The organism is Prodigiosinella confusarubida, from assembly GCF_002847015.1.
Taxonomy (GTDB): domain Bacteria; phylum Pseudomonadota; class Gammaproteobacteria; order Enterobacterales; family Enterobacteriaceae; genus Prodigiosinella; species Prodigiosinella aquatilis.
This window is the reverse complement of the sequence record NZ_CP025085.1, coordinates 4,569,551-4,588,384: the sequence shown is the minus strand read 5'-3', so window position 1 is coordinate 4,588,384 and position 18,834 is coordinate 4,569,551. Positions and strand designations below refer to the sequence as shown.

Below are 18,834 nucleotides of genomic sequence, written 5' to 3'. Positions count from 1 at the left end.
ATGCGGCGTATGCCCGTGAAGACAGGATAAATGTTGTCAGAGAGACAGATCGAATGCGGAGTAGCGATGACTTTCGATTTATTTGCCGATGAAATGCCCAGGCGCTGGACAGAAAACCTGGCGCCGGGTGCCGCCATCCTGCATGGCTATGTGTGGGAACAAGCGCAGACACTGATCACCCTGATTGATGAGATTACCCACGCTTCACCGTTTCGCCATATGGTGACGCCAGGCGGTTATACCATGTCGGTGGCTATGACTAACTGTGGCCCGCGGGGATGGGTGACAGATGAACGCGGCTATCGCTATGTGACCGAAGATCCGTTAACCGCTCAGCCGTGGCCTGAGATGCCGGCGCTGTTTTTTCAACTGGCGACCTTCGCCGCGCAGGCGGCAGGATTTCCGGATTTTTTCCCCGATGCTTGTCTGATTAACCGTTATGACGTGGGGAGCCGGCTTTCACTACATCAGGACAAAGACGAGCGGGATTTTAGCCAGCCTATTGTTTCTTTTTCATTGGGGCTGGCCGCGACGTTTTTATTCGGTGGCATAAAACGCAATGATCCGGTCCAAAGGCTGTTACTGGGGCATGGTGATGTTGTGGTGTGGGGTGGGGCGTCTCGATTGTATTACCATGCAGTTCAGTCGTTAAAAAACGGCCCACTTCCGGCGGGTATGCCGGGCGCATACCGCTTTAACCTGACTTTTCGCAAAGCCGGTTACTAGGTTCCCACCACACGAACACGACTGTTTTTCCTGATTATTCCTGCCTAACTAAGTATTAAGCTCATCACGAGTGGCGGCATTTTGTCATCAGGATCCTGTCGGGATCTTTCCTTTTCCTGAATGCATAACTGTGAGGTGCTTCAATTTTTATATTTGGTTATACTTGTATGGTAGTTGCATTAGAACTAAGCCGTTATATCGAGTTTAAAAGGATACGAAAAGTGAAAATTGTCAGTGCTGAAGTGTTTGTTACCTGTCCAGGGCGTAACTTCGTCACCGTAAAAATTACGACCGACAGCGGCGTGACCGGCGTGGGCGATGCCACATTGAATGGCCGTGAGTTACCCGTCGCGTCTTATCTCAAAGATCATGTCTGCCCGCAGTTGATTGGCCGTGATGCACATCAGATTGAAGATATTTGGCAGTATTTCTATAAAGGGGCGTATTGGCGACGAGGGCCGGTCACCATGTCTGCCATTTCCGCCGTGGATATGGCGCTGTGGGATATCAAAGGAAAAGTTGCCAATATGCCGGTGTACCAGTTGCTGGGTGGCGCTTCCCGCAGTGGTGTGATGGTCTATTGCCACACGACGGGTCACAGCATTGATGAGGTGCTGGATGATTACGCCAAACATAAGGAAATGGGTTTTAAAGCCATCCGCACACAGTGTGGAGTTCCGGGCATGAAAACCACCTATGGCATGGCGAAAGGTAAAGGTCTGGCTTATGAACCGGCCACGAAAGGTAACTGGCCTGAAGAGCAGTTATGGTCGACCGAAAAATATCTCGACTTCACGCCCAAACTCTTTGAAGCGGTGCGCGAGCGGTTTGGTTTTAACGAACATCTGCTGCATGACATGCATCACCGCCTGACGCCGATTGAAGCGGCCCGTTTTGGCAAGAGCGTTGAAGATTATCGCCTGTTCTGGATGGAAGATCCTACGCCTGCTGAAAACCAGGAATGTTTCCGCTTAATTCGCCAGCATACGGTAACGCCCATCGCGGTGGGGGAAGTCTTTAACAGTATTTGGGATTGCAAACAACTGATCGAAGAGCAGTTGATCGACTACATCCGTACCACCATTACCCATGCGGGCGGCATTACCGGTATGCGTCGTATCGCTGATTTTGCCTCTTTGTATCAGGTGCGTACCGGTTCCCATGGCCCGTCTGACTTGTCCCCGGTCTGTATGGCGGCGGCGTTGCATTTTGACCTGTGGGTACCCAACTTTGGCGTACAGGAGTATATGGGCTATTCCGAACAGATGCTGGAAGTCTTCCCGCATCATTGGACATTCGAAGACGGCTACATGCACCCCAGCGATAAACCGGGGCTAGGTATCGCTTTTGATGAAAAACTGGCTGCTAAATATCCCTATGAGCCAGCCTGTTTGCCCGTTGCGCGTCTGGAAGATGGCACGATGTGGAGCTGGTAAATAGTGACAATTAAAAAACAGGAGTCCAGGCAATGAAAAGTGTTGTAATTGAAACACCAGGAAACCTGATTATTCAGGAACGTCCGCTGCCTCAGCCCACCGCGAATGAAGTTCGGGTAAAGGTGAGCTATGCCAGTATCTGTGGTTCTGATGTGCATATCTGGCACGGACACAATCCGTTTGCGAAATATCCTCGGGTTATTGGTCATGAGTTTTTTGGCATTATTGATGCAGTGGGTGAGGGCGTTGATGTCTCGCGTATTGGGGAACGTGTTGCGGTAGACCCGGTGGTTAGCTGCGGACATTGTTACCCTTGTTCTGTCGGTCGTCCTAATGTGTGTAGCGAGTTACAGGTCATCGGCGTACATCGTGATGGCGGCTTTAGCGAATACGCTTGTGCCCCTGCAACCAATGCTTACCGTATTCCTGATTCAATACCAGACAAGCTGGCGAGTTTGGTTGAACCTTTCACGATCGCGGCCAACATTACTGCCTTTTTACAACCGACCGCAAAAGATATCGCGCTGGTCTATGGTGCTGGTCCAATGGGACTTACCGCTGTTCAGGTATTAAAAGGCGTTTACAACGTACAACAGGTTATTGTTGCTGATCGGTTACCTGAACGTCTGGCTATGGCAAAAGAAAATGGCGCTGACATGATATTGGATAATAGCCAGACACTCTTGTCTGACTTATTAAATGGAATTCAACCGACATTAATTATTGATGCGGCATGTCATCCTTCTATTTTGGCTGAAGCCGCATCATTAGCATCACCTGCCGCACGTATTGGTCTACTTGGGTTTTCTGGCGAACCCAGCTTAATTACACAGCAGAGTCTAACCAGTAAAGAGTTATCATTATTTACCTCTCGTCTGAATAGTCATCGTTTCCCAATTGTTATTGAATGGATGGTGAAAGGATTTATTAAGCCGGGAAAACTGGTAACGCATTATGTTCCGTTAGAGAACATAGAAAAGGCAATGAGCCTATTTGAGAAAGATCAGCGTAATTGCTGTAAGGTTATTTTAAGCGTGAATTAACGACTCCATAGAGGCGGCTATGCTGCCTCTGCCCCTACATTACTAAAAATAAATTAATATTTCGGAGCAATTATGTTCAGAAATTTACGTTGGATTATTGTCTTATTATTATTTATGGTTTACATGATTAATTATCTTGATCGTGTGGCCTTATCTATTACCGTTCCTATGATCGAAAAAGATTTGATGATTAATGCTGAACAGTTCGGCATGATTTTTGGTAGTTTCTTTTTTGGTTATGCATTATTTAATTTTATTGGTGGATTGGCGGTAGATAAATTTGGTCCAACATTAGTAATGGGATTCGCTGTTGGATTATGGTCCATCTTCTGCGGCATGACGGCAATAGCAACGGGATTCTGGTCATTATTGATTTTACGGGTACTGTTCGGCATGGCGGAAGGTCCTATCTGTTCGTCGGCGAATAAAATGATCAACGGATGGTTTCCCAAAAAACAGGCTGCTACCGCGATGGGACTGTTAAGTGCCGGATCGCCATTGGGAGGCGCTGTCGCCGGGCCTATTGTCGGGTATCTTGCACTCTCTTTTGGCTGGCGTCCCGCCTTTATGATTATCTGCGCGGTGGGTATTGTCTGGATGGTGGTTTGGTTTTTCCTCTCATCAGATAATCCGGCTAGTAGTCGGCACATTACCCAAAGCGAACGAGAACTGATTAATCAGCTTAAAGACGAGAGCCTTTCTGTTGAAGATGAAATGGCCCATTCTGCACATGGACTTGGCTATTATCTGCGTCAGCCGATAATTCTTGTCACTGCCTTTGCCTTCTTTTGTTATAACTATATTCTATTTTTCTTTCTCAGTTGGTTCCCGGCTTATTTGGTGCAAGCACATGGTCTTAATATTAAAGAAATGAGCTTGACTACAGTTATTCCATGGATTGTCGGTTTTGTTGGGTTGGCATTGGGTGGCTGGATATCTGATAAGATATTCAAAATTACCGGACGGTTACTGCTTTCGCGTAAAATAGTGTTAGTTGTATCTCTTTTTTCTGCCGCAGTATGCGTCGCATTAGCGGGGATGGTTTCCAGTGTTGTCCCAGCGGTTATGTTAATGTCTGTGTCTATTTTTTTCCTTTATATTACAGGTGCTATCTATTGGGCGATTATTCAGGATGTGGTACATAAAAGCCGCGTTGGTGGCACCAGTGGATTTATTCATTTAATTGGTAGTATTTCAGGAATTGTCGGCCCTGTCGTTACCGGTTTTATTGTGCAAAATACCGGTAAGTTTGACAGTGCCTTTATTCTTGCCGGTGGTGTGGCAGCATTGGGGGCAGTATTAGTATTGTTGGTGATTAAACCGCCCAAGTTATCAAACGAATCATTGAAATCAGCGTCTACATTATAATTCACTCTGTTGTATTCGGAATATTTAGCAGGTATATGTCATGATGTTATTAAATGGAGTTCAACCGACATTAATTATTGATGCGGTATGTCATCCTTCTTGATCATGACTTCTGAATAGAAATAACAGTTATCTTTAACTCACATAATTAATGGGGGGGATATATGCAAAGAATTAATTTTGATGTCATGAAAGCGACGGTAAAAAAAGCATTTATGAATGTGGGATTAAGTGAAAAAAAAGCCGAGGTTTGCGCTCAGATTCATACTGAATCCAGCTGTGATGGCATCTATTCACATGGATTGAATCGCGTATCCCGGTTTGTCGATTACGTTAAAAAAGGTTGGGTTGATATTCAGGCTGAACCCACTCAAGTTAAATCATTGGGTGTTATTGAAATTTATGATGGTAATCAAGGTGTCGGTATTACTAACGCATTGTTTGCCGTTGAAAGAGCGACAGAAGTCGCACGTAAAAATGGTATCGGTATTGTTGCATTACGTAATACCACACATTGGATGCGAGGCGGCACGTATGGATGGAAAACCGCAGAAAAGGGGCTCGCTGCCATTTGCTGGACCAATACGGAATCTTGCATGCCAGCATGGGGCGCTAAAAATACCCGCTTGGGTAATAACCCTTTTGTGATGGCAGTGCCGCGTGAAAAAGGACCGTTGGTACTGGATATGGCGATGTCTCAATATGCGTACGGAAAGTTACAGGTAACGCGCCTGAAAGGCGACCGTTTACCTTTCCCCGGCGGCTACGATAAAGAGGGCAACCTGACGGATGAGCCCGGCCCGATTGAACAATCTATGCGTATTTTGCCTACCGGTTATTGGAAGGGTTCCGGTATGGCAATTCTGCTTGATGCGATGGCCGCTCTGCTTTCTGCCGGTAATCCAACGAATGAGATCGATAACGTTGGACGAGGCAGTTGTACCGGGGCCAGTCAGATTTTTATCGTTTTTGATCCAGCCCAGCTTGGCGGGCGTGATTTCAGTAATCGTATGGCTGATAGCGTAGCGGATTACGTTAAAACGTCGGAACTTGCCGAAGGGCAGAAAGAGGTCTACTACCCAGGAGAACGTGAGATGAAAACCCGCAATGAAAATCGGGTCCAGGGAATTCCGGTCGACGATGGCGTATGGGCTGAAGTTTTAGCATTGTCGAAATCGGTGATCGCATGATTATTGGCAATATTCTCCAACTGGAAAAAAGCCGAGCTGAGTTTGCTGAGACTATCTATGACGTTTTGGCTCGGATCCATAACTTGGATTTTAGCCAGCATCCGGACGGTGAAATGATCGAGCAGGGTGTGGTTTACAAAACATTCCATGCGAATACTGAGCCATCAGCAACCCGTATCGCTGAAACTCATCGACAGAATATAGATGTACAGTTCGTTATTTCTGGCACTGAGTATCTGGAATATCAGCCGGTGCTCTCGCGTACATCGGATGAGGCACATCCTGAACAGGACAATGATTTCTATTATGGCAAATCAGGTAACGAAAAATCCTTGATCCTCAATAGTGGTGATTTTGTCGTGCTGTTCCCCTGGGACATCCACACTCCGTTATGTCAGGTGGAAGCGGTACAGCCGGTTCGTAAAGTTGTGGCTAAGGTTCCGCTTAGCTTGCTGAATTTGAAATGAGAGTCTTTCGATGAATCTTTCACAAAATAATCTTAAACAGGTGTCGCCAGGCGTGATTGTTCCTGTATATGACCGTAGTTTACTGAAAATACGTATCGTGCATCTGGGCTTCGGCGCATTCCATCGGGCACATCAAGCGGTTTTCGCTGATCAACTGGCTGCTGAACATGGCAGCGACTGGGGATATTGCGAAGTTAACCTGATTGGCGGCGAACAGCAAATTGCTGATCTGAAACAACAGGACTTACTCTATTCCGTCTGTGAAATGAGTGGCAGCCATTGGCATGGTCGTGTCGTGGGTGTTGTGCGACAAGCGCTGCACGGCGCAGTGGATGGTATTGAGAAGGTGCTTGCGGCGATGACTCAGCCTGATATTGCGATTGTCTCGCTGACGGTGACGGAGAAAGGGTATTGCTATTTACCGTCAACCGCATCTATTGATGTGAGTCACCCGTTGATCCAGCATGATATCGCTCACCCGCGTCAGCCACACTCCGCGCCTGGAGTGATTATTGAAGCATTGCGGTTACGTCGGGAAAAATCTCTGATGCCGTTTTCCGTGATGTCTTGTGACAATATGCCGAATAATGGCAGCGTCACCCGCAACGTAGTTCTTGCATTGGCTAAAGCGCAGGATGTTACGTTGGCCACATGGATCGAAAACAACGTCAGCTTCCCTTCAACGATGGTTGATCGGATTGTTCCCGCGATAACACCAGACTCTCTGGAGAAAATTACACAGGTCATTGGAGGCATTCAGGATCCGGTGGGGATTGCCTGCGAGCCCTTCAGACAATGGGTCATTGAAGATCATTTCGTCGCTGGACGTCCCGATTGGGAGAGGGCCGGTGCAGAATTGGTAGCTGATGTACTGCCTTACGAAGAAATGAAACTGAGAATGCTGAATGGCAGTCACTCTTTTCTGGCTTACCTCGGTTATCTGGCGGGTTATCAGTATATTGATGAGTGCATGCAGGACCAGGACTATGTTCAGGCAGCACGGCAATTGATGCTGAATGAGCAGGCAACAACGTTGCATGTTGAAAATGTCGATCTGGTGGCTTATGCCGAGTCATTGCTCGAGCGTTATTGGAATACCGGGCTGAAGCACCGTACCTGGCAAATTGCGATGGACGGAACGTTGAAGCTGCCACAACGCATGCTGGACTCAATTCGTGTCCATCTGGCTAAAGGCGAGTCTTTTGATTTTCTGGCACTGGGCGTGGCGGGATGGATGCGCTATGTCAGTGGCGTGGACGATGCAGGGCAAGCTATTGAGATCAGTGATCCATTGAAAGAAAAACTGGCACAACTGGTGGCACAAAGTGTGGATGGCCAGGCCAGAGTCAACGCGTTATTAAGTTTGCGTGACGTATTTGGTAACGATTTGCCAGACAGTTCTATTTTTATTCAGCAGGTCTCTGCGGCTTATACATTACTGCAAACGCATGGTGCAAAAAAATCAGTTGGCCTGATTTTGCAGAAGGTAAATAAATACTGATTTCATAATCTGACTGATATTGGGTAATAGGGATAAACGGTGTGACGCATTATCCCTATATATTAATGAATTGGCACTAAATATGACGTTATTTTTTCTTATTGAGGAAAGGATATTATCTTTCCACTAGGAAATAAATGGACTGTGGTGTGAATTTATTTACATAAGGGGGAAAATATGGCGTTTATCGGAAAGGATTTTATTTTAAATAATGAGACCGCTCGTAAACTTTATCATGATGTAGCTGAGCATCAACCGATTATTGATTATCACTGTCATCTCGATCCAAAAGTAATCGCTGAAGACAGACCATTTGCTGATATCACGGCGCTTTGGCTGGCCGGAGATCATTATAAATGGCGGGCAATGCGTGCTAATGGTATTCCGGAAGAGAAAATAACCGGGAATGCAACAGCAATAGAGAAATTCCAGGCATGGGCTGAAACCGTTGAATCGTGTATTGGTAATCCGCTTTATCACTGGACGCATCTGGAATTAAAGTTCTATTTCGGGATCACGGAGACGTTAAATAGTCATAACTGGAAATCTGTTTGGGAAAAATGTAATGAATTACTCCGTTCACCGGCATTTTCTCCGAGAGGATTAATTAAGAAATCTAATGTGGAAACCATTTGTACAACAGATGCACCGACTGACTCACTGGAATATCATGATATTCTGCGGGCAGATAAAACATTTACAACCCAAGTGTTGCCGACATTCCGGCCGGATGAGGCACTCGATGGTCATGGCGACACCTTTATTCAGTTTATTGGCCGTCTGGAACAATTGAACAATAAGACGATCACCCATTTTCAAGACTTCCTCGACGCACTAGATCAGCGTGTAGCCTATTTTCATCAGAAAGGAGGGCGTTTATCCGATCATGGTTTAACCAAGTTGGAATTCATGCTGTCGGATGAAAAAGAGCAGGAAGCGCTTTTTGCGAAAAAACGACAAGGTCTGGCATTATCTCACGATGATGATGCTCGCTATAAATCTGCGGTGTTGTTATCGTTAGCGGCCTCTTATGCCAAACGTGACTGGGCAATGCAAATTCATTTTGGCGCATCCCGTAATAATAACAGCCGTATGTTTAAACAGTTAGGCGCTAATGTCGGTTATGACTCTATCTGTGATCAAACGGATGTCGCCAGTAATATAAATGGGTTGCTTGATGCAATGTCGCGTAATGACGCGCTGCCTAAGGTTATTTTTTATAACCTGGATCCAACCTATAACGATGTCGTGGCTTCTTCACTGGCAAATTTTCAGGCGGCAGGCGCTGTGAAATCCCGTATGCAATTGGGGGCGGGATGGTGGTTCAATGACACCAAACGTGGAATGATTCGACAATTAACCGCGCTGGCCGATCATGGTTTGCTGGTGAATTTTGTCGGCATGCTGACTGACTCACGTAGCTTTATTTCTTATACCCGACATGAATACTTCCGTCGTATTTTATGCAATCTAGTCGGGCAGTGGGTAACGGATGGTGAAATACCTGACGATAATGAGCTACTAACCCGACTGATTAAGAACATCTGTTATCAGAACGCACGGGATTACTTTAATTTTTAGTTTTAAATAAGGATAACTATACCCAAAATAATTCGAGGTGCAGGAAGGCGGCAAGTGAGCGAATCCCGATGAGCTTACTCAGGTAAGTGATTCGGGTGAGCGAACGCAGCCAACACACCTGCACCTTGAGGTATGACGGGTATATACCTGATATGATTTTTCCCTGTCCATATTAAATGGAATTTTATCTATCAGATGTAGTTTAGATTGTGTTGTTTTTTGAGATTTTTATAAAAATAAAACAGAGCGCTATCAGGATTTTCATTATCGAGGGGATGAATACACCAGGTGAAAATGATGATGTTCGAATAAGTTAGGTATGAAGATGATTTTTTCTCTGTATCTGATGGCCTTATTAAAAAAACATTTTTACCACGATATTTCCATTGCGTATAATTTTTTGCAAATAGAGGCTTAATAGAATGTCTAAAAAAGTTACCGTACCCATTGGCATCGGCTATGGGTTAACAGATATTATGGGTGGAGGCGCCTTTACGGTTATCGGTGCCTGGTTGTTATTTTTCTATACCACATTTGTTGGTTTAACACCTATAGAAGCCGCGTCAATTGTTGCGATCGCCCGTATTGTCGATGCGATAATCAGCTTGTTTATGGGGAGCTTTACCGACCATTTTTACAAAAATTATTTCGGCAAGAAATTTGGCCGGCGGAGATTTTTCCTGCTAATTGGCACACCATTAATGCTGGTTTATACCCTCTTGTGGGTGAATGGTATGAACTACTGGTTCTATCTGACGGTTTATCTATTATTTGAAGTGATTGCAGCCATGGTATTGATACCATGGGAAACGCTGCCATCGGAAATGACCAAAGATTTTAATCAGCGTACCAAACTGTCAACATGCCGCATGTTTTTATCGGCAGTCGGGACATTTCTGGCAACCTTTATCCCTGGTTTGTTGATTAGCCATTTTGGGGAACATAACCCATCGGCCTATTTTGTGAATGGTTTGTTTTTCGCTATTTTGTTCGCCATCTGTGTATTTATCTCTTATAAAGTCACCTGGGAACGTGAATTGACGGATGAGATGAAGGCGGTATTAGAGTCCCCGGAAGCCACTCAGAAGAGGACGCTTGGAGAACAGTTAACTCGTTTTTGTAATCTGTGGGCCGAATATGCTTCTACTTTAAGGGTCAGAGCATTCAGGAAACATTTAGCCATCTACTTACTGTCATTTACGGCTAAAGACATCTATAACACCGTATTTGTTTTCTTCTGTGTATATTGTTTGAGTATTTCTTCTTCTGTGGCAGGAAGTTTGTTGTCATTAAGTATTATCGGGTTGCCCGTGACGCTGTTGGCCGGTCTGGCTATGATCAAGTATGGGCCTTCCAGACTGTATATATTTGCCTATTCCGTCATGTTGCTGTGTCTGGGGTGCCTGTATGCGGTGTATGTTTATGAACCACAGTCAAAAATCATACTGTTGTTTATCATTGCGGGTATTTATCAGGTTGGGCGATGTGTGCTGGAATTCACTCCCTGGAATGTTTTTCCCTTTATCCCGGATGTAGACGAAGCCATTACCAAAAAAAGGCGTGAAGGGTTATTTGCCGCAGTAATGACATTTTCCAGAAAAACCACTGTTGCTATCGCTACCTTTATTGTAGGGGTATTTTTACAGGAAGGTGGGTTTGTAACGGGTAGTAGAATTCAATCACCAGAAGCGATAAAAACAATTGCCTTACTCCTGTTTCTGGGAACGGGGGTCCTATTAGTTCTGGCATTAATGACCGCGTTGACCTTTAGATTGAATAAGAAAACACACACTATTCTGGTCAACGAAGTTGAACGTTTAAGAGACCACGGTAGTAAACAAACCGTAGATGTAAATACCAAACAGGTTGTTGAAGATTTAACCGGTTATAAATATGAAAAAGTCTGGACAGACTAACCTTCCTTGTTCAGATGCGCACTCCACTATACCGTCACTTGCCGACGGTATAGTGTTCCTCCATATATACCCGTCATACTTCAAGTTGCAGGTGTGTTGGCTGCGTTCGCTCACCCGAATCACTTACCTGAGTAAGCTCATCGGGATTCGCTCACTTGCCGCCTTCCTGCAACTCGAATTATTTTGAGTATAGACTGTGCCAAATTTCCATACATTCAGTAAAATATGGGCGTGATGATGATTAACGTCAGATTGATGTAATGCTGGAAAAAGAAGATGGATATAGTCTTGATTATACCTGTATCATAATCGATAAATTTCTTGAATAAATCACTGTGTGGTATGGATACATCTTCTCAGATCAACAACAACGAGCCGATAAATCAGCAAATATATCGTTTGCTGCGTAAAGATATCGTTGAGTGCAGTATTCCACCGGGTACGCTGTTATCCGAAAAGGAAATATCTACGCGTTTTGATGTTTCTCGACAGCCAGTCCGTGAGGCGTTTATCAAATTGGCCGAAGCTGGTTTGGTGCAGATATTGCCCCAGCGCGGTACTTTTGTGATGAAAATTTCGGAGCAGCGGGTCGCCGAAGCGAGGTTCATTCGGCAGGCGATAGAGTGCGCCGTTGCCCGTCGTGCTGCTGAAGCGGCGACGGATGAACAACTGCTGATTCTGGAACATAATTTGCACCGGCAGGAGCTGGCCGCGCAAAACAACCAGATGCGGGAATTTCTTAACCTGGACGATGATTTTCACCGCCTTTTGACCCAGATGGCGAGTTGTCCGTTGGCATGGGATACGATAGATTCCATTAAGTCCACTATGGACCGAGTTCGTTTCCTCAGTCTGAGCCAGGTATCACCGCCACAGAGTCTGATTCAGCAGCATTACCAGATTTTCAACGCGCTGAAAGCCCACAATGCGGATGATGCGGAGAATGCCATTCGTATACACCTTCAGGAAATGATCTATTCCATCACCCCGATTGCCCAACAGAACCGCGATTGGTTCGAGCATTTCTGATGCGGGTTTTAGGTGTGCGGTGGGATTTATTGCGGATAATGAGAAAAAATATGTGACGGAAAACATGATTATCGGGCGACAGAACGACGCCCGATAAACGTGGTTTAGTCGCCCCCAAGACGCATCAGCTCTTCTGGTGCGAAATAGCCATCCACGTTTTTCAGCTCAACACATTTTGCTTTACGGACCTCTTCACGTTTCAACTTTTCGTCGTGAATAGCGGCAATAGTACCCACCAGATGAGAACCGTTTTGCATCACCCGACAACCGGGGTTGAGTGGATTTCTGTATCTGTCATACGCTGTGTACACAATAACCTCCTTCGTTTGACCACAAAAACCGTCTTTGATCCTACTGCACGAGAGGAATCGGTGCCAGAACATTAGCCGGGTTATAAACAATGGTTCTATACCCGTCATCTGTCAAACTGCCGGTGTATGGTGTCGAACCTCAGTTACTCGCTCCATCATCCATGGGCCTCGCCCTTATGGGGCGGCTGCACACTGCGTTCAAATCGGCTTCTGGCAGATTTGTCATGGAGTCCGCTCCCAGGAATTCACCCGGTTATTGCCACGGTACCCATTATTGTCGTTCGATTGTGTCATATTAACGTACTACCAGCGTTGGCTCGATACGCACCGTAACCCCACTGCTGGCGGTGCCATTCAGTACCTGTTCCAGATTCACCAGTACCTGTTCTACCAACTGCTCCACCGGCTGGCGGATCGTGGTCAGCCGATAACCTTCCCACGCTGCCAGCGGTGTGTCATCGCAGCCGATAATTTTCTGTGTGTCGCCACCTTCCAGCCGCAGGGCGTCCAACGCGCCAAACGCCAGTGCGTCACAGGCACAAAACACGCCTTCAGTTTCGGGGTAGCTTTGCAACAGCTGCTTCATGGCGCGATACCCGCTGTGATAAGCGTAGTCCTGATTGATCATGATATGCGGCGATGGCAATCCGTATTGTTGCAGTGTGGCGCAGAAGCCAGCCAGTCGTTCCTGCGAAGCCTGCCCATCTTGCCGGCCACTGATAAACGCCAACTGGGTCAGACCAAGACTGACCAGATAGTCTGCCGCCAGTTGTCCGGCCATCCGGTTATCGGACAGCACAGCAGTAATGGTTTCACGCTTATCCTCGCGGCCCATCAGCACCATGGGCAGATTCAGTTCCAGACAACGTTCGGTGGTGTGCTGCGACAGACTGCCGGCTGAGATAATCGCGGCTTCCACTTGATAGGAGAGTGCCTGTTGCAACTGGGCTCGAATATCACAGGGTTCGATAACGGTGATCAGCATGGGCACGAAGCCATGTCGTTGTAACGCCTGGGTTAACAGGCAAAACAGATAGGGCTGAAACGGATTATCGAACTCGCTCATCACCACGGCGATAATGCCAGAGCCCTGGCGTCCGGAATTTACCAGCGCCCGCGCCAGCGCATTGGGGCGATACCCCAGCGTTTCCGCTGCTGCCAGAACTTTGGCTCGGGTTGTCGGGCTGACCTTGTGCTGCGCTGTGTACGTGCGGGATACGGCGGAAGGCGAAACCCCCGCACAGCGTGCGACGTCAATGGATGTAACACGTTTTACCGTCATGATTGTCTTCCTGCGGTAGATAGCCAGATGCCATTATGCAGTTGCCAGCGTTCCCCTTGCTCGGGTAGGAACACCTGCTTTGTCTGCTTCAGCGTTTGTTGAAGTAAGGGTTTTTGCATTTGCTGAACGTGATAAAGCCCCAGCATGGCACCTGGTTTGCGGGTAAAGTGTTGGATCTCTGACCAGGAGCCATGATAAGGCGAGGCACTGTTCTGTACGGAAAAACACTCCACCAGTGCCATATCCGCTTGCGCGAGTAACGCTTCGCTCTTCGGAGACAACGCTCCATCGCCACTGTAAAACAGCGAACCTTCTGGCCCGGTTAGTAGCAGTGATACGTTAGGTACTGAGTGGTGTGTGGCGGCGGTCTGGCATTGCCACGGGCCAAGAGTGTGCAACTGATCGGTTGCCAGCCAATGGATAGCGAACTGTGGCCGGTTGGCGGGCCAAAAAGCGAAATCCGCCAGCGCTTGTAACTGAGTCAGTTGTTGACGGGGCGCAATAGCTTGTAGTGGTGCAGTGCGTCCACAAGACTCGCACCAGTTCAACCAGGTCGTGAAGCCCAGCACATGATCGGGGTGACAATGGGTAAAGTAGACCGCCTGAATCTGATCCGGCTGGATCTGCCGTTGCCAGAGTGCCTGAGGCACCGTTGGTCCGCAGTCGATCAGTAACTGAAAATCCCCTTTGATGAGCCGTATAGAGGCATTGATCCGCTGACTGTCGTAGGCTTCCCCACTACCTAGAATATCCAGTTCCATATTACATTCCCTTTCCGGTTTTCTGCGTTGCGCTACAGGAAACAGCAGGGGAAGTCAGGCGATTGCCTGCCACGTCAAACCAGTGGCAGCGAGATAAATTGACATTAAGCGCCAGTCGGTTCCCTGGCTTAACTGTCTGACGGGTTTCCACCACTGCCGTAATGTGCGGTTCATGAATAAAGTGGCCATGCAGGTGGTATACCGCACCCAGACTTTCCAGCAGATCCACTTGAAAAGTCGGTACGCTATCGATGATTTCAAAGGCATCCGGGCGCACGCCTACTGTGACGGCGGCCGTATTGGTCAATGACAGCCGTTGCAACCACGGCGCCAGCGGTTGTTCGGCGATGATCGGGAAGAAGTTCATTTCCGGCGAACCGATAAATCCGGCCACAAACCGGTTGGCGGGCCGGTGATATAGCTCTTCCGGCGTGCCAATCTGGGCGATGCTACCGTTATGCAATACCACGATCCGATCAGCCAATGTCATGGCTTCCACCTGATCGTGTGTTACGTAAATCATTGTGGCGGCCAGTTGCTGATGCAGCGCTTTGAGCTGTACGCGAGTGTGGGTTCTGAGTCTGGCATCCAGATTAGAGAGCGGTTCATCGAACAGGAATAAACGTGGTTTACGCACGATGGCTCGGCCAATAGCCACCCGCTGGCGTTGTCCGCCGGAGAGCGCAGCGGGTTTGCGTTTCAGAAGTGGTGTGAGCTGAAGCATCTCTGCCACCCGCGCGACTTTTTCCGCAATCACCGGTTGTTTCTCACCGACCATCTTCAACGCAAAGCCCATGTTTTCCGCTACCGTCATATGGGGATAGAGCGCGTAGGACTGAAATACCATCGCCATTTCACGCCGTCCTGGTGCCTGACGGGAAATATCCTCGCCATCCAGCAGGATTTGGCCGTTGTCCTGCTGTTCCAGCCCGGCGATAATCCGCAACAATGTGGACTTACCGCTGCCGGAAGGGCCGACAAATACCATCAATTCGCCGTGATTGATGTGCAGATCGATATCATTCAACACCGACTGTTTGCCAAAGCCTTTGGTGATGTGGTGTAACTGTAATTCACTCATCCCGGATTCCTATTTCTGGCTAACGGCAAAGCCGCGTAACAAATAACGTTGAACAAAACCCGCCACCAGCAGTACCGGCAGTGATGAGAGCAGGCCGATACTCATCAGCTCTCCCCAGTACACCTGGTTTTCCGTCATAAAATTGGCGATGAACAGTGGCAGTGTGAACTGCTGCGGTGTTTGCAGATAAAGCAAGGCAAAGAGAAATTCGTTCCAGGCGATAATCAGGGTGAAAATGGCGGTTGCCACCAGACCAGGCGCGCAGGCGGGGATGACGATGTAGCGCAGACGTCGCCACAGGTTGGCGCCATCCATCGCCGCGGCCTCTTCCAGTGTCAGTGGGATCTCACGGATAAAACTCAGCAGCATCCAGATACAGAATGGTAGCGTATAAACCTGATATACCAGTACCAATCCGGCGAGGCTATTCAGCAGATGCAGCGTTTTCAGTAATGAGAACAACGGGATAGCCACCACAATCGGCGGCATCATTTTGATCAGCAATACCAGCAACAGAAACAGCGTGTCCAGTCGTGCCGGAAAACGGTGACGCGCCAGCGTATAAGCCGCCATAAACCCGACCAGCAGAGACAGTGCGGTAGCGCCGCCTGCGACCAGCAGCGTGTTGATCAGCCGGTCTACAAAGCCGTTTGCCAGCAAGGTAGTGATGTGGGTCAGTGTCCAGTGCTGTGGCCAGAAGGGACTGTGTCGGCTGGAAAATTCGGCGGTAGACTTAAAGGCCGCCGCCGCCATCCAGATAATCGGTAGAGTAAAAAACAGCATCGCTGTGATAATGGCCGTGGCGCGCAAGATCGATAACCAGGAAAAACGTGTCATTGGGGTTCTCCTTTGCGCATCAATTGCCAGGCATATGTCAGGCTCATCACGCTGGCACACAACAACATGATGACGGCTCCGGCGCTGGCCAGCCCCAGATTAAAAAACTTGAATCCTTGCTGATAGATGTACAGTGACAGCGTCTCTGTGGCGTAGCCGGGGCCGCCGCCGGTCAACGCATAGACCTTGTCAAACAGTTTGAAGGTGTCGATGGAGCGCAGTAGCAGCGCCAGCAAAATAGGTTGACGAATAAGCGGTAGCGTGACGTACCACAAACGTCGCCAGCCGTTGGCACCGTCACTTTGTGCTGCTTCCAGCAGCTCTTTGGGGATTGACTGCAATCCCGCCAGGATGATCAGGCAGGCCATCGGCGTCCACTGCCAGATATCCACCAGCATCAGCGATAATAAGGCGATGTGTGGGTTGGAGAGCCACTCCACCGGCATCAGGCCCAGCGATGTCAGGCAGTTATTCAGCAGGCCAAAATCATAGTGAAACCAGACGCGCCAGATAGCGGAACAGACCAGCGTGGACAGCATCATCGGATAAATCATCAGGCTCAGAACCCACTGGCGACCAGGAAAGTGGCGATACAGCAGCAGCGCCAGTACCAGACCAAGCAAGACCTGTAGCAGCGAACTGCCCAGTGAGAACACCAGCGTATTCTTCAGGCTGGTGGTGAAGAACCAGTCATTGAATAACTGGCGATAATTATCCCAGCCCACCCAGTGATGACTCGCGGAGGCATAGTCGACATGGCTGAACGAATAGAGCAACATTTGTCCGATAGGGTAGAGCGTGAGCGCCGCCAGCAGTAACGTGGCGGGGAGCAGTAACAGCCAGCGCTGCCAGCGGGAATCAAAAAGCATGGAGTGTCCTTCAGCCATCAAATCACGGATACCGACGGTTGAACCCGGCGGTTAGCCTGGGTGTCACACCTGTGCAGGCCGGGTTCCTGTTTCCACCGCAGGATTGTGTTCAACGCGATCCCCGCGTGGCAGGGATCGCGTTGTCGGTAGTGGCGGATTATTTCAGCGCCTGGGCAATTTTCTGGTTAGCCTGTTGCAGTGCGACCTGCGCTGGCATTTGATCCATCAACGCCAGTTGCAGATAGTCACCCAGAATACTTTCCACTTCCTGCCAGTTACGGATCCGTGGGCGGGCTCTGCCCGCTTCCAGTGCGGTCAACTGTGCCGGATACCAGCGGTATTTCTGGATAATCTGCTTATCCTGATAAACACTGCGGCGGGTCGGCGGAAGTCCCAGTTCCAGCGCCAACGCTTTCTGATTTTCAGCACTGGTGAGGTAGGTCAGGAATTCTTGCGCCAGCTTGCTGTGTTGGCTGTTTTTGGTAATCGCCATCTGCCAGATGCCTAGCATAGGGGATGGGCCGGCGACCTGTCCGGGTGCCGGTTGTAATTCAACCTTACCTACGACCTTGGATTTGTCCGGGTTATCCAGCGCCGCCGCCCATGCCGGCCACACTTCAATCGCCATCGCTGCTTTACCTTGCTCCAGCGACTGACGGACATCGGCGGCGTTATAAACATCTACACCGGTTGGCGCGAACGCTTTTAACGCGATGAAGGTTTTCAGGGCCTGTAACGCCTGTGGGGAATCCAGCGCAGCTTTACCATCTTTAACCACTGCGCCGTTGTAGGCCCACAGAATAGGCATAAAACCAGAGACGATCGGGTTGCCTTTCATGCCGCGGAACACCACGCCGGATACACCGGGTTCCTGTTGTTGCAGGATTTTCGCACTGCTCAACACATCGTCCCAACTGGTGGGGGCTTTAAGCTGATGTTTGTCGAACAGATCCTTGCGTAGGGCAAACATTTCTACGTTACCGACTACCGGTAAACTGTATGCCGGGCCGGTTTTTTCCGGCACACGGGAGATGTCCATCACCGCCGGGATAAAGTCATTGCTCTGCATCTTTTTCGGTAGCGGTTGCAGCCAGCCGTTACCTGCAAACTCAGGACTCCAGGTATCGTCCATCAATACCAGATCGTAGGCTGACGCGTTTTCACGCATGGAGATGACCAGTTTTTCATACAGGTTGCCGTAGGGCAGCTTAAGCAGTTCAATCTGCTTGCCGGGGTGTTTCTGCTGGAAACGGGTCAGTGTGCTGTCGAGTGCTTTGCCATAAACGTCATCGCGGCCAGCGATGACCAAATCTGCTGCGTGGCCTATCAGGCTAAACAGCAGCCCGGAAGCGAGAATAAAACGTGAAAGTGGTTTCTTGCCAAACATAGTGAGCGCCTTTTTTCAGGAGTGCATACGTTTGCACAGGCGCTATCTT

The 18,834-nt window shown here is 48.5% G+C and carries 17 protein-coding genes; 10 read left to right on the top strand and 7 right to left on the bottom strand.

Annotated elements, in window-relative coordinates:
• Positions 1 to 66: 66 nt before the first annotated feature.
• The 10 genes from alkB (at position 67) to CWC46_RS20860 (ending at position 12,257) form a co-directional block, all read left to right on the top strand.
• A complete protein-coding gene (alkB, locus tag CWC46_RS20910; RefSeq protein WP_021014597.1) occupies positions 67 to 726 on the top strand; it encodes a DNA oxidative demethylase AlkB in 660 nt (219 codons plus the stop codon).
• 221 nt (positions 727 to 947) lie between these two features.
• The gene (manD, locus tag CWC46_RS20905) at positions 948 to 2,162 is read left to right on the top strand and encodes a D-mannonate dehydratase ManD (RefSeq protein ID WP_037380625.1); all 1,215 of its coding nucleotides are present in this window, start codon (positions 948 to 950) and stop codon (positions 2,160 to 2,162) included.
• Between the two features lie 32 nt (positions 2,163 to 2,194).
• Positions 2,195 to 3,205: a Zn-dependent oxidoreductase gene (locus tag CWC46_RS20900; protein ID WP_021014599.1), complete on the top strand. Its 1,011-nt coding sequence runs from the start codon at positions 2,195 to 2,197 to the stop codon at positions 3,203 to 3,205.
• Between the two features lie 72 nt (positions 3,206 to 3,277).
• Positions 3,278 to 4,573, top strand: a complete 1,296-nt coding sequence (locus tag CWC46_RS20895; protein ID WP_021014600.1) for an MFS transporter — start codon at positions 3,278 to 3,280, stop codon at positions 4,571 to 4,573.
• A 164-nt stretch (positions 4,574 to 4,737) separates the two neighbouring features.
• Positions 4,738 to 5,763: a 3-dehydro-L-gulonate 2-dehydrogenase gene (gene yiaK, locus CWC46_RS20890; protein WP_021014601.1), complete on the top strand. Its 1,026-nt coding sequence runs from the start codon at positions 4,738 to 4,740 to the stop codon at positions 5,761 to 5,763.
• A complete protein-coding gene (locus CWC46_RS20885; protein WP_021014602.1) occupies positions 5,760 to 6,230 on the top strand; it encodes a NanQ anomerase/TabA/YiaL family protein in 471 nt (156 codons plus the stop codon). The genes yiaK and CWC46_RS20885 overlap by 4 nt, the downstream gene beginning before the upstream one ends.
• A gap of 10 nt (positions 6,231 to 6,240) precedes the next feature.
• Positions 6,241 to 7,731 (top strand): mannitol dehydrogenase family protein, encoded by a 1,491-nt coding sequence (locus tag CWC46_RS20880; protein ID WP_021014603.1) that lies wholly within the window; start codon positions 6,241 to 6,243, stop codon positions 7,729 to 7,731.
• A 177-nt stretch (positions 7,732 to 7,908) separates the two neighbouring features.
• Complete coding sequence (uxaC, locus tag CWC46_RS20875) at positions 7,909 to 9,312, top strand: glucuronate isomerase (protein ID WP_021014604.1); 1,404 nt, start codon at positions 7,909 to 7,911, stop codon at positions 9,310 to 9,312.
• A 422-nt stretch (positions 9,313 to 9,734) separates the two neighbouring features.
• Positions 9,735 to 11,228 carry an MFS transporter gene (locus CWC46_RS20870; protein ID WP_021014606.1) on the top strand — a complete coding sequence of 498 codons (1,494 nt, stop codon included), beginning with the start codon at positions 9,735 to 9,737 and terminating at the stop codon, positions 11,226 to 11,228.
• A 342-nt stretch (positions 11,229 to 11,570) separates the two neighbouring features.
• Complete coding sequence (locus CWC46_RS20860) at positions 11,571 to 12,257, top strand: GntR family transcriptional regulator (RefSeq protein WP_021014607.1); 687 nt, start codon at positions 11,571 to 11,573, stop codon at positions 12,255 to 12,257.
• A 104-nt stretch (positions 12,258 to 12,361) separates the two neighbouring features.
• On the opposite strand, the gene ydfZ is transcribed toward CWC46_RS20860, so the two are convergent.
• The 7 genes from ydfZ to CWC46_RS20825 form a co-directional block, all read right to left on the bottom strand.
• A complete protein-coding gene (gene ydfZ, locus CWC46_RS20855) occupies positions 12,362 to 12,568 on the bottom strand; it encodes a putative selenium delivery protein YdfZ (protein WP_021014608.1) in 207 nt (68 codons plus the stop codon).
• A 295-nt stretch (positions 12,569 to 12,863) separates the two neighbouring features.
• Positions 12,864 to 13,850 (bottom strand): LacI family DNA-binding transcriptional regulator, encoded by a 987-nt coding sequence (locus CWC46_RS20850; RefSeq protein WP_021014609.1) that lies wholly within the window; start codon positions 13,848 to 13,850, stop codon positions 12,864 to 12,866.
• Complete coding sequence (locus tag CWC46_RS20845; RefSeq protein WP_021014610.1) at positions 13,847 to 14,611, bottom strand: MBL fold metallo-hydrolase; 765 nt, start codon at positions 14,609 to 14,611, stop codon at positions 13,847 to 13,849. Before CWC46_RS20845 ends, CWC46_RS20850 begins: the two co-directional genes overlap by 4 nt.
• A gap of 1 nt (position 14,612) precedes the next feature.
• Positions 14,613 to 15,692, bottom strand: a complete 1,080-nt coding sequence (locus CWC46_RS20840; RefSeq protein WP_021014611.1) for an ABC transporter ATP-binding protein — start codon at positions 15,690 to 15,692, stop codon at positions 14,613 to 14,615.
• 9 nt (positions 15,693 to 15,701) lie between these two features.
• Positions 15,702 to 16,529, bottom strand: a complete 828-nt coding sequence (locus CWC46_RS20835) for a carbohydrate ABC transporter permease (protein ID WP_021014612.1) — start codon at positions 16,527 to 16,529, stop codon at positions 15,702 to 15,704.
• Complete coding sequence (locus tag CWC46_RS20830) at positions 16,526 to 17,398, bottom strand: carbohydrate ABC transporter permease (RefSeq protein ID WP_021014613.1); 873 nt, start codon at positions 17,396 to 17,398, stop codon at positions 16,526 to 16,528. Before CWC46_RS20830 ends, CWC46_RS20835 begins: the two co-directional genes overlap by 4 nt.
• A 157-nt stretch (positions 17,399 to 17,555) precedes the next feature.
• Positions 17,556 to 18,785, bottom strand: a complete 1,230-nt coding sequence (locus tag CWC46_RS20825) for an ABC transporter substrate-binding protein (RefSeq protein ID WP_021014614.1) — start codon at positions 18,783 to 18,785, stop codon at positions 17,556 to 17,558.
• Positions 18,786 to 18,834 lie beyond the last annotated feature (49 nt).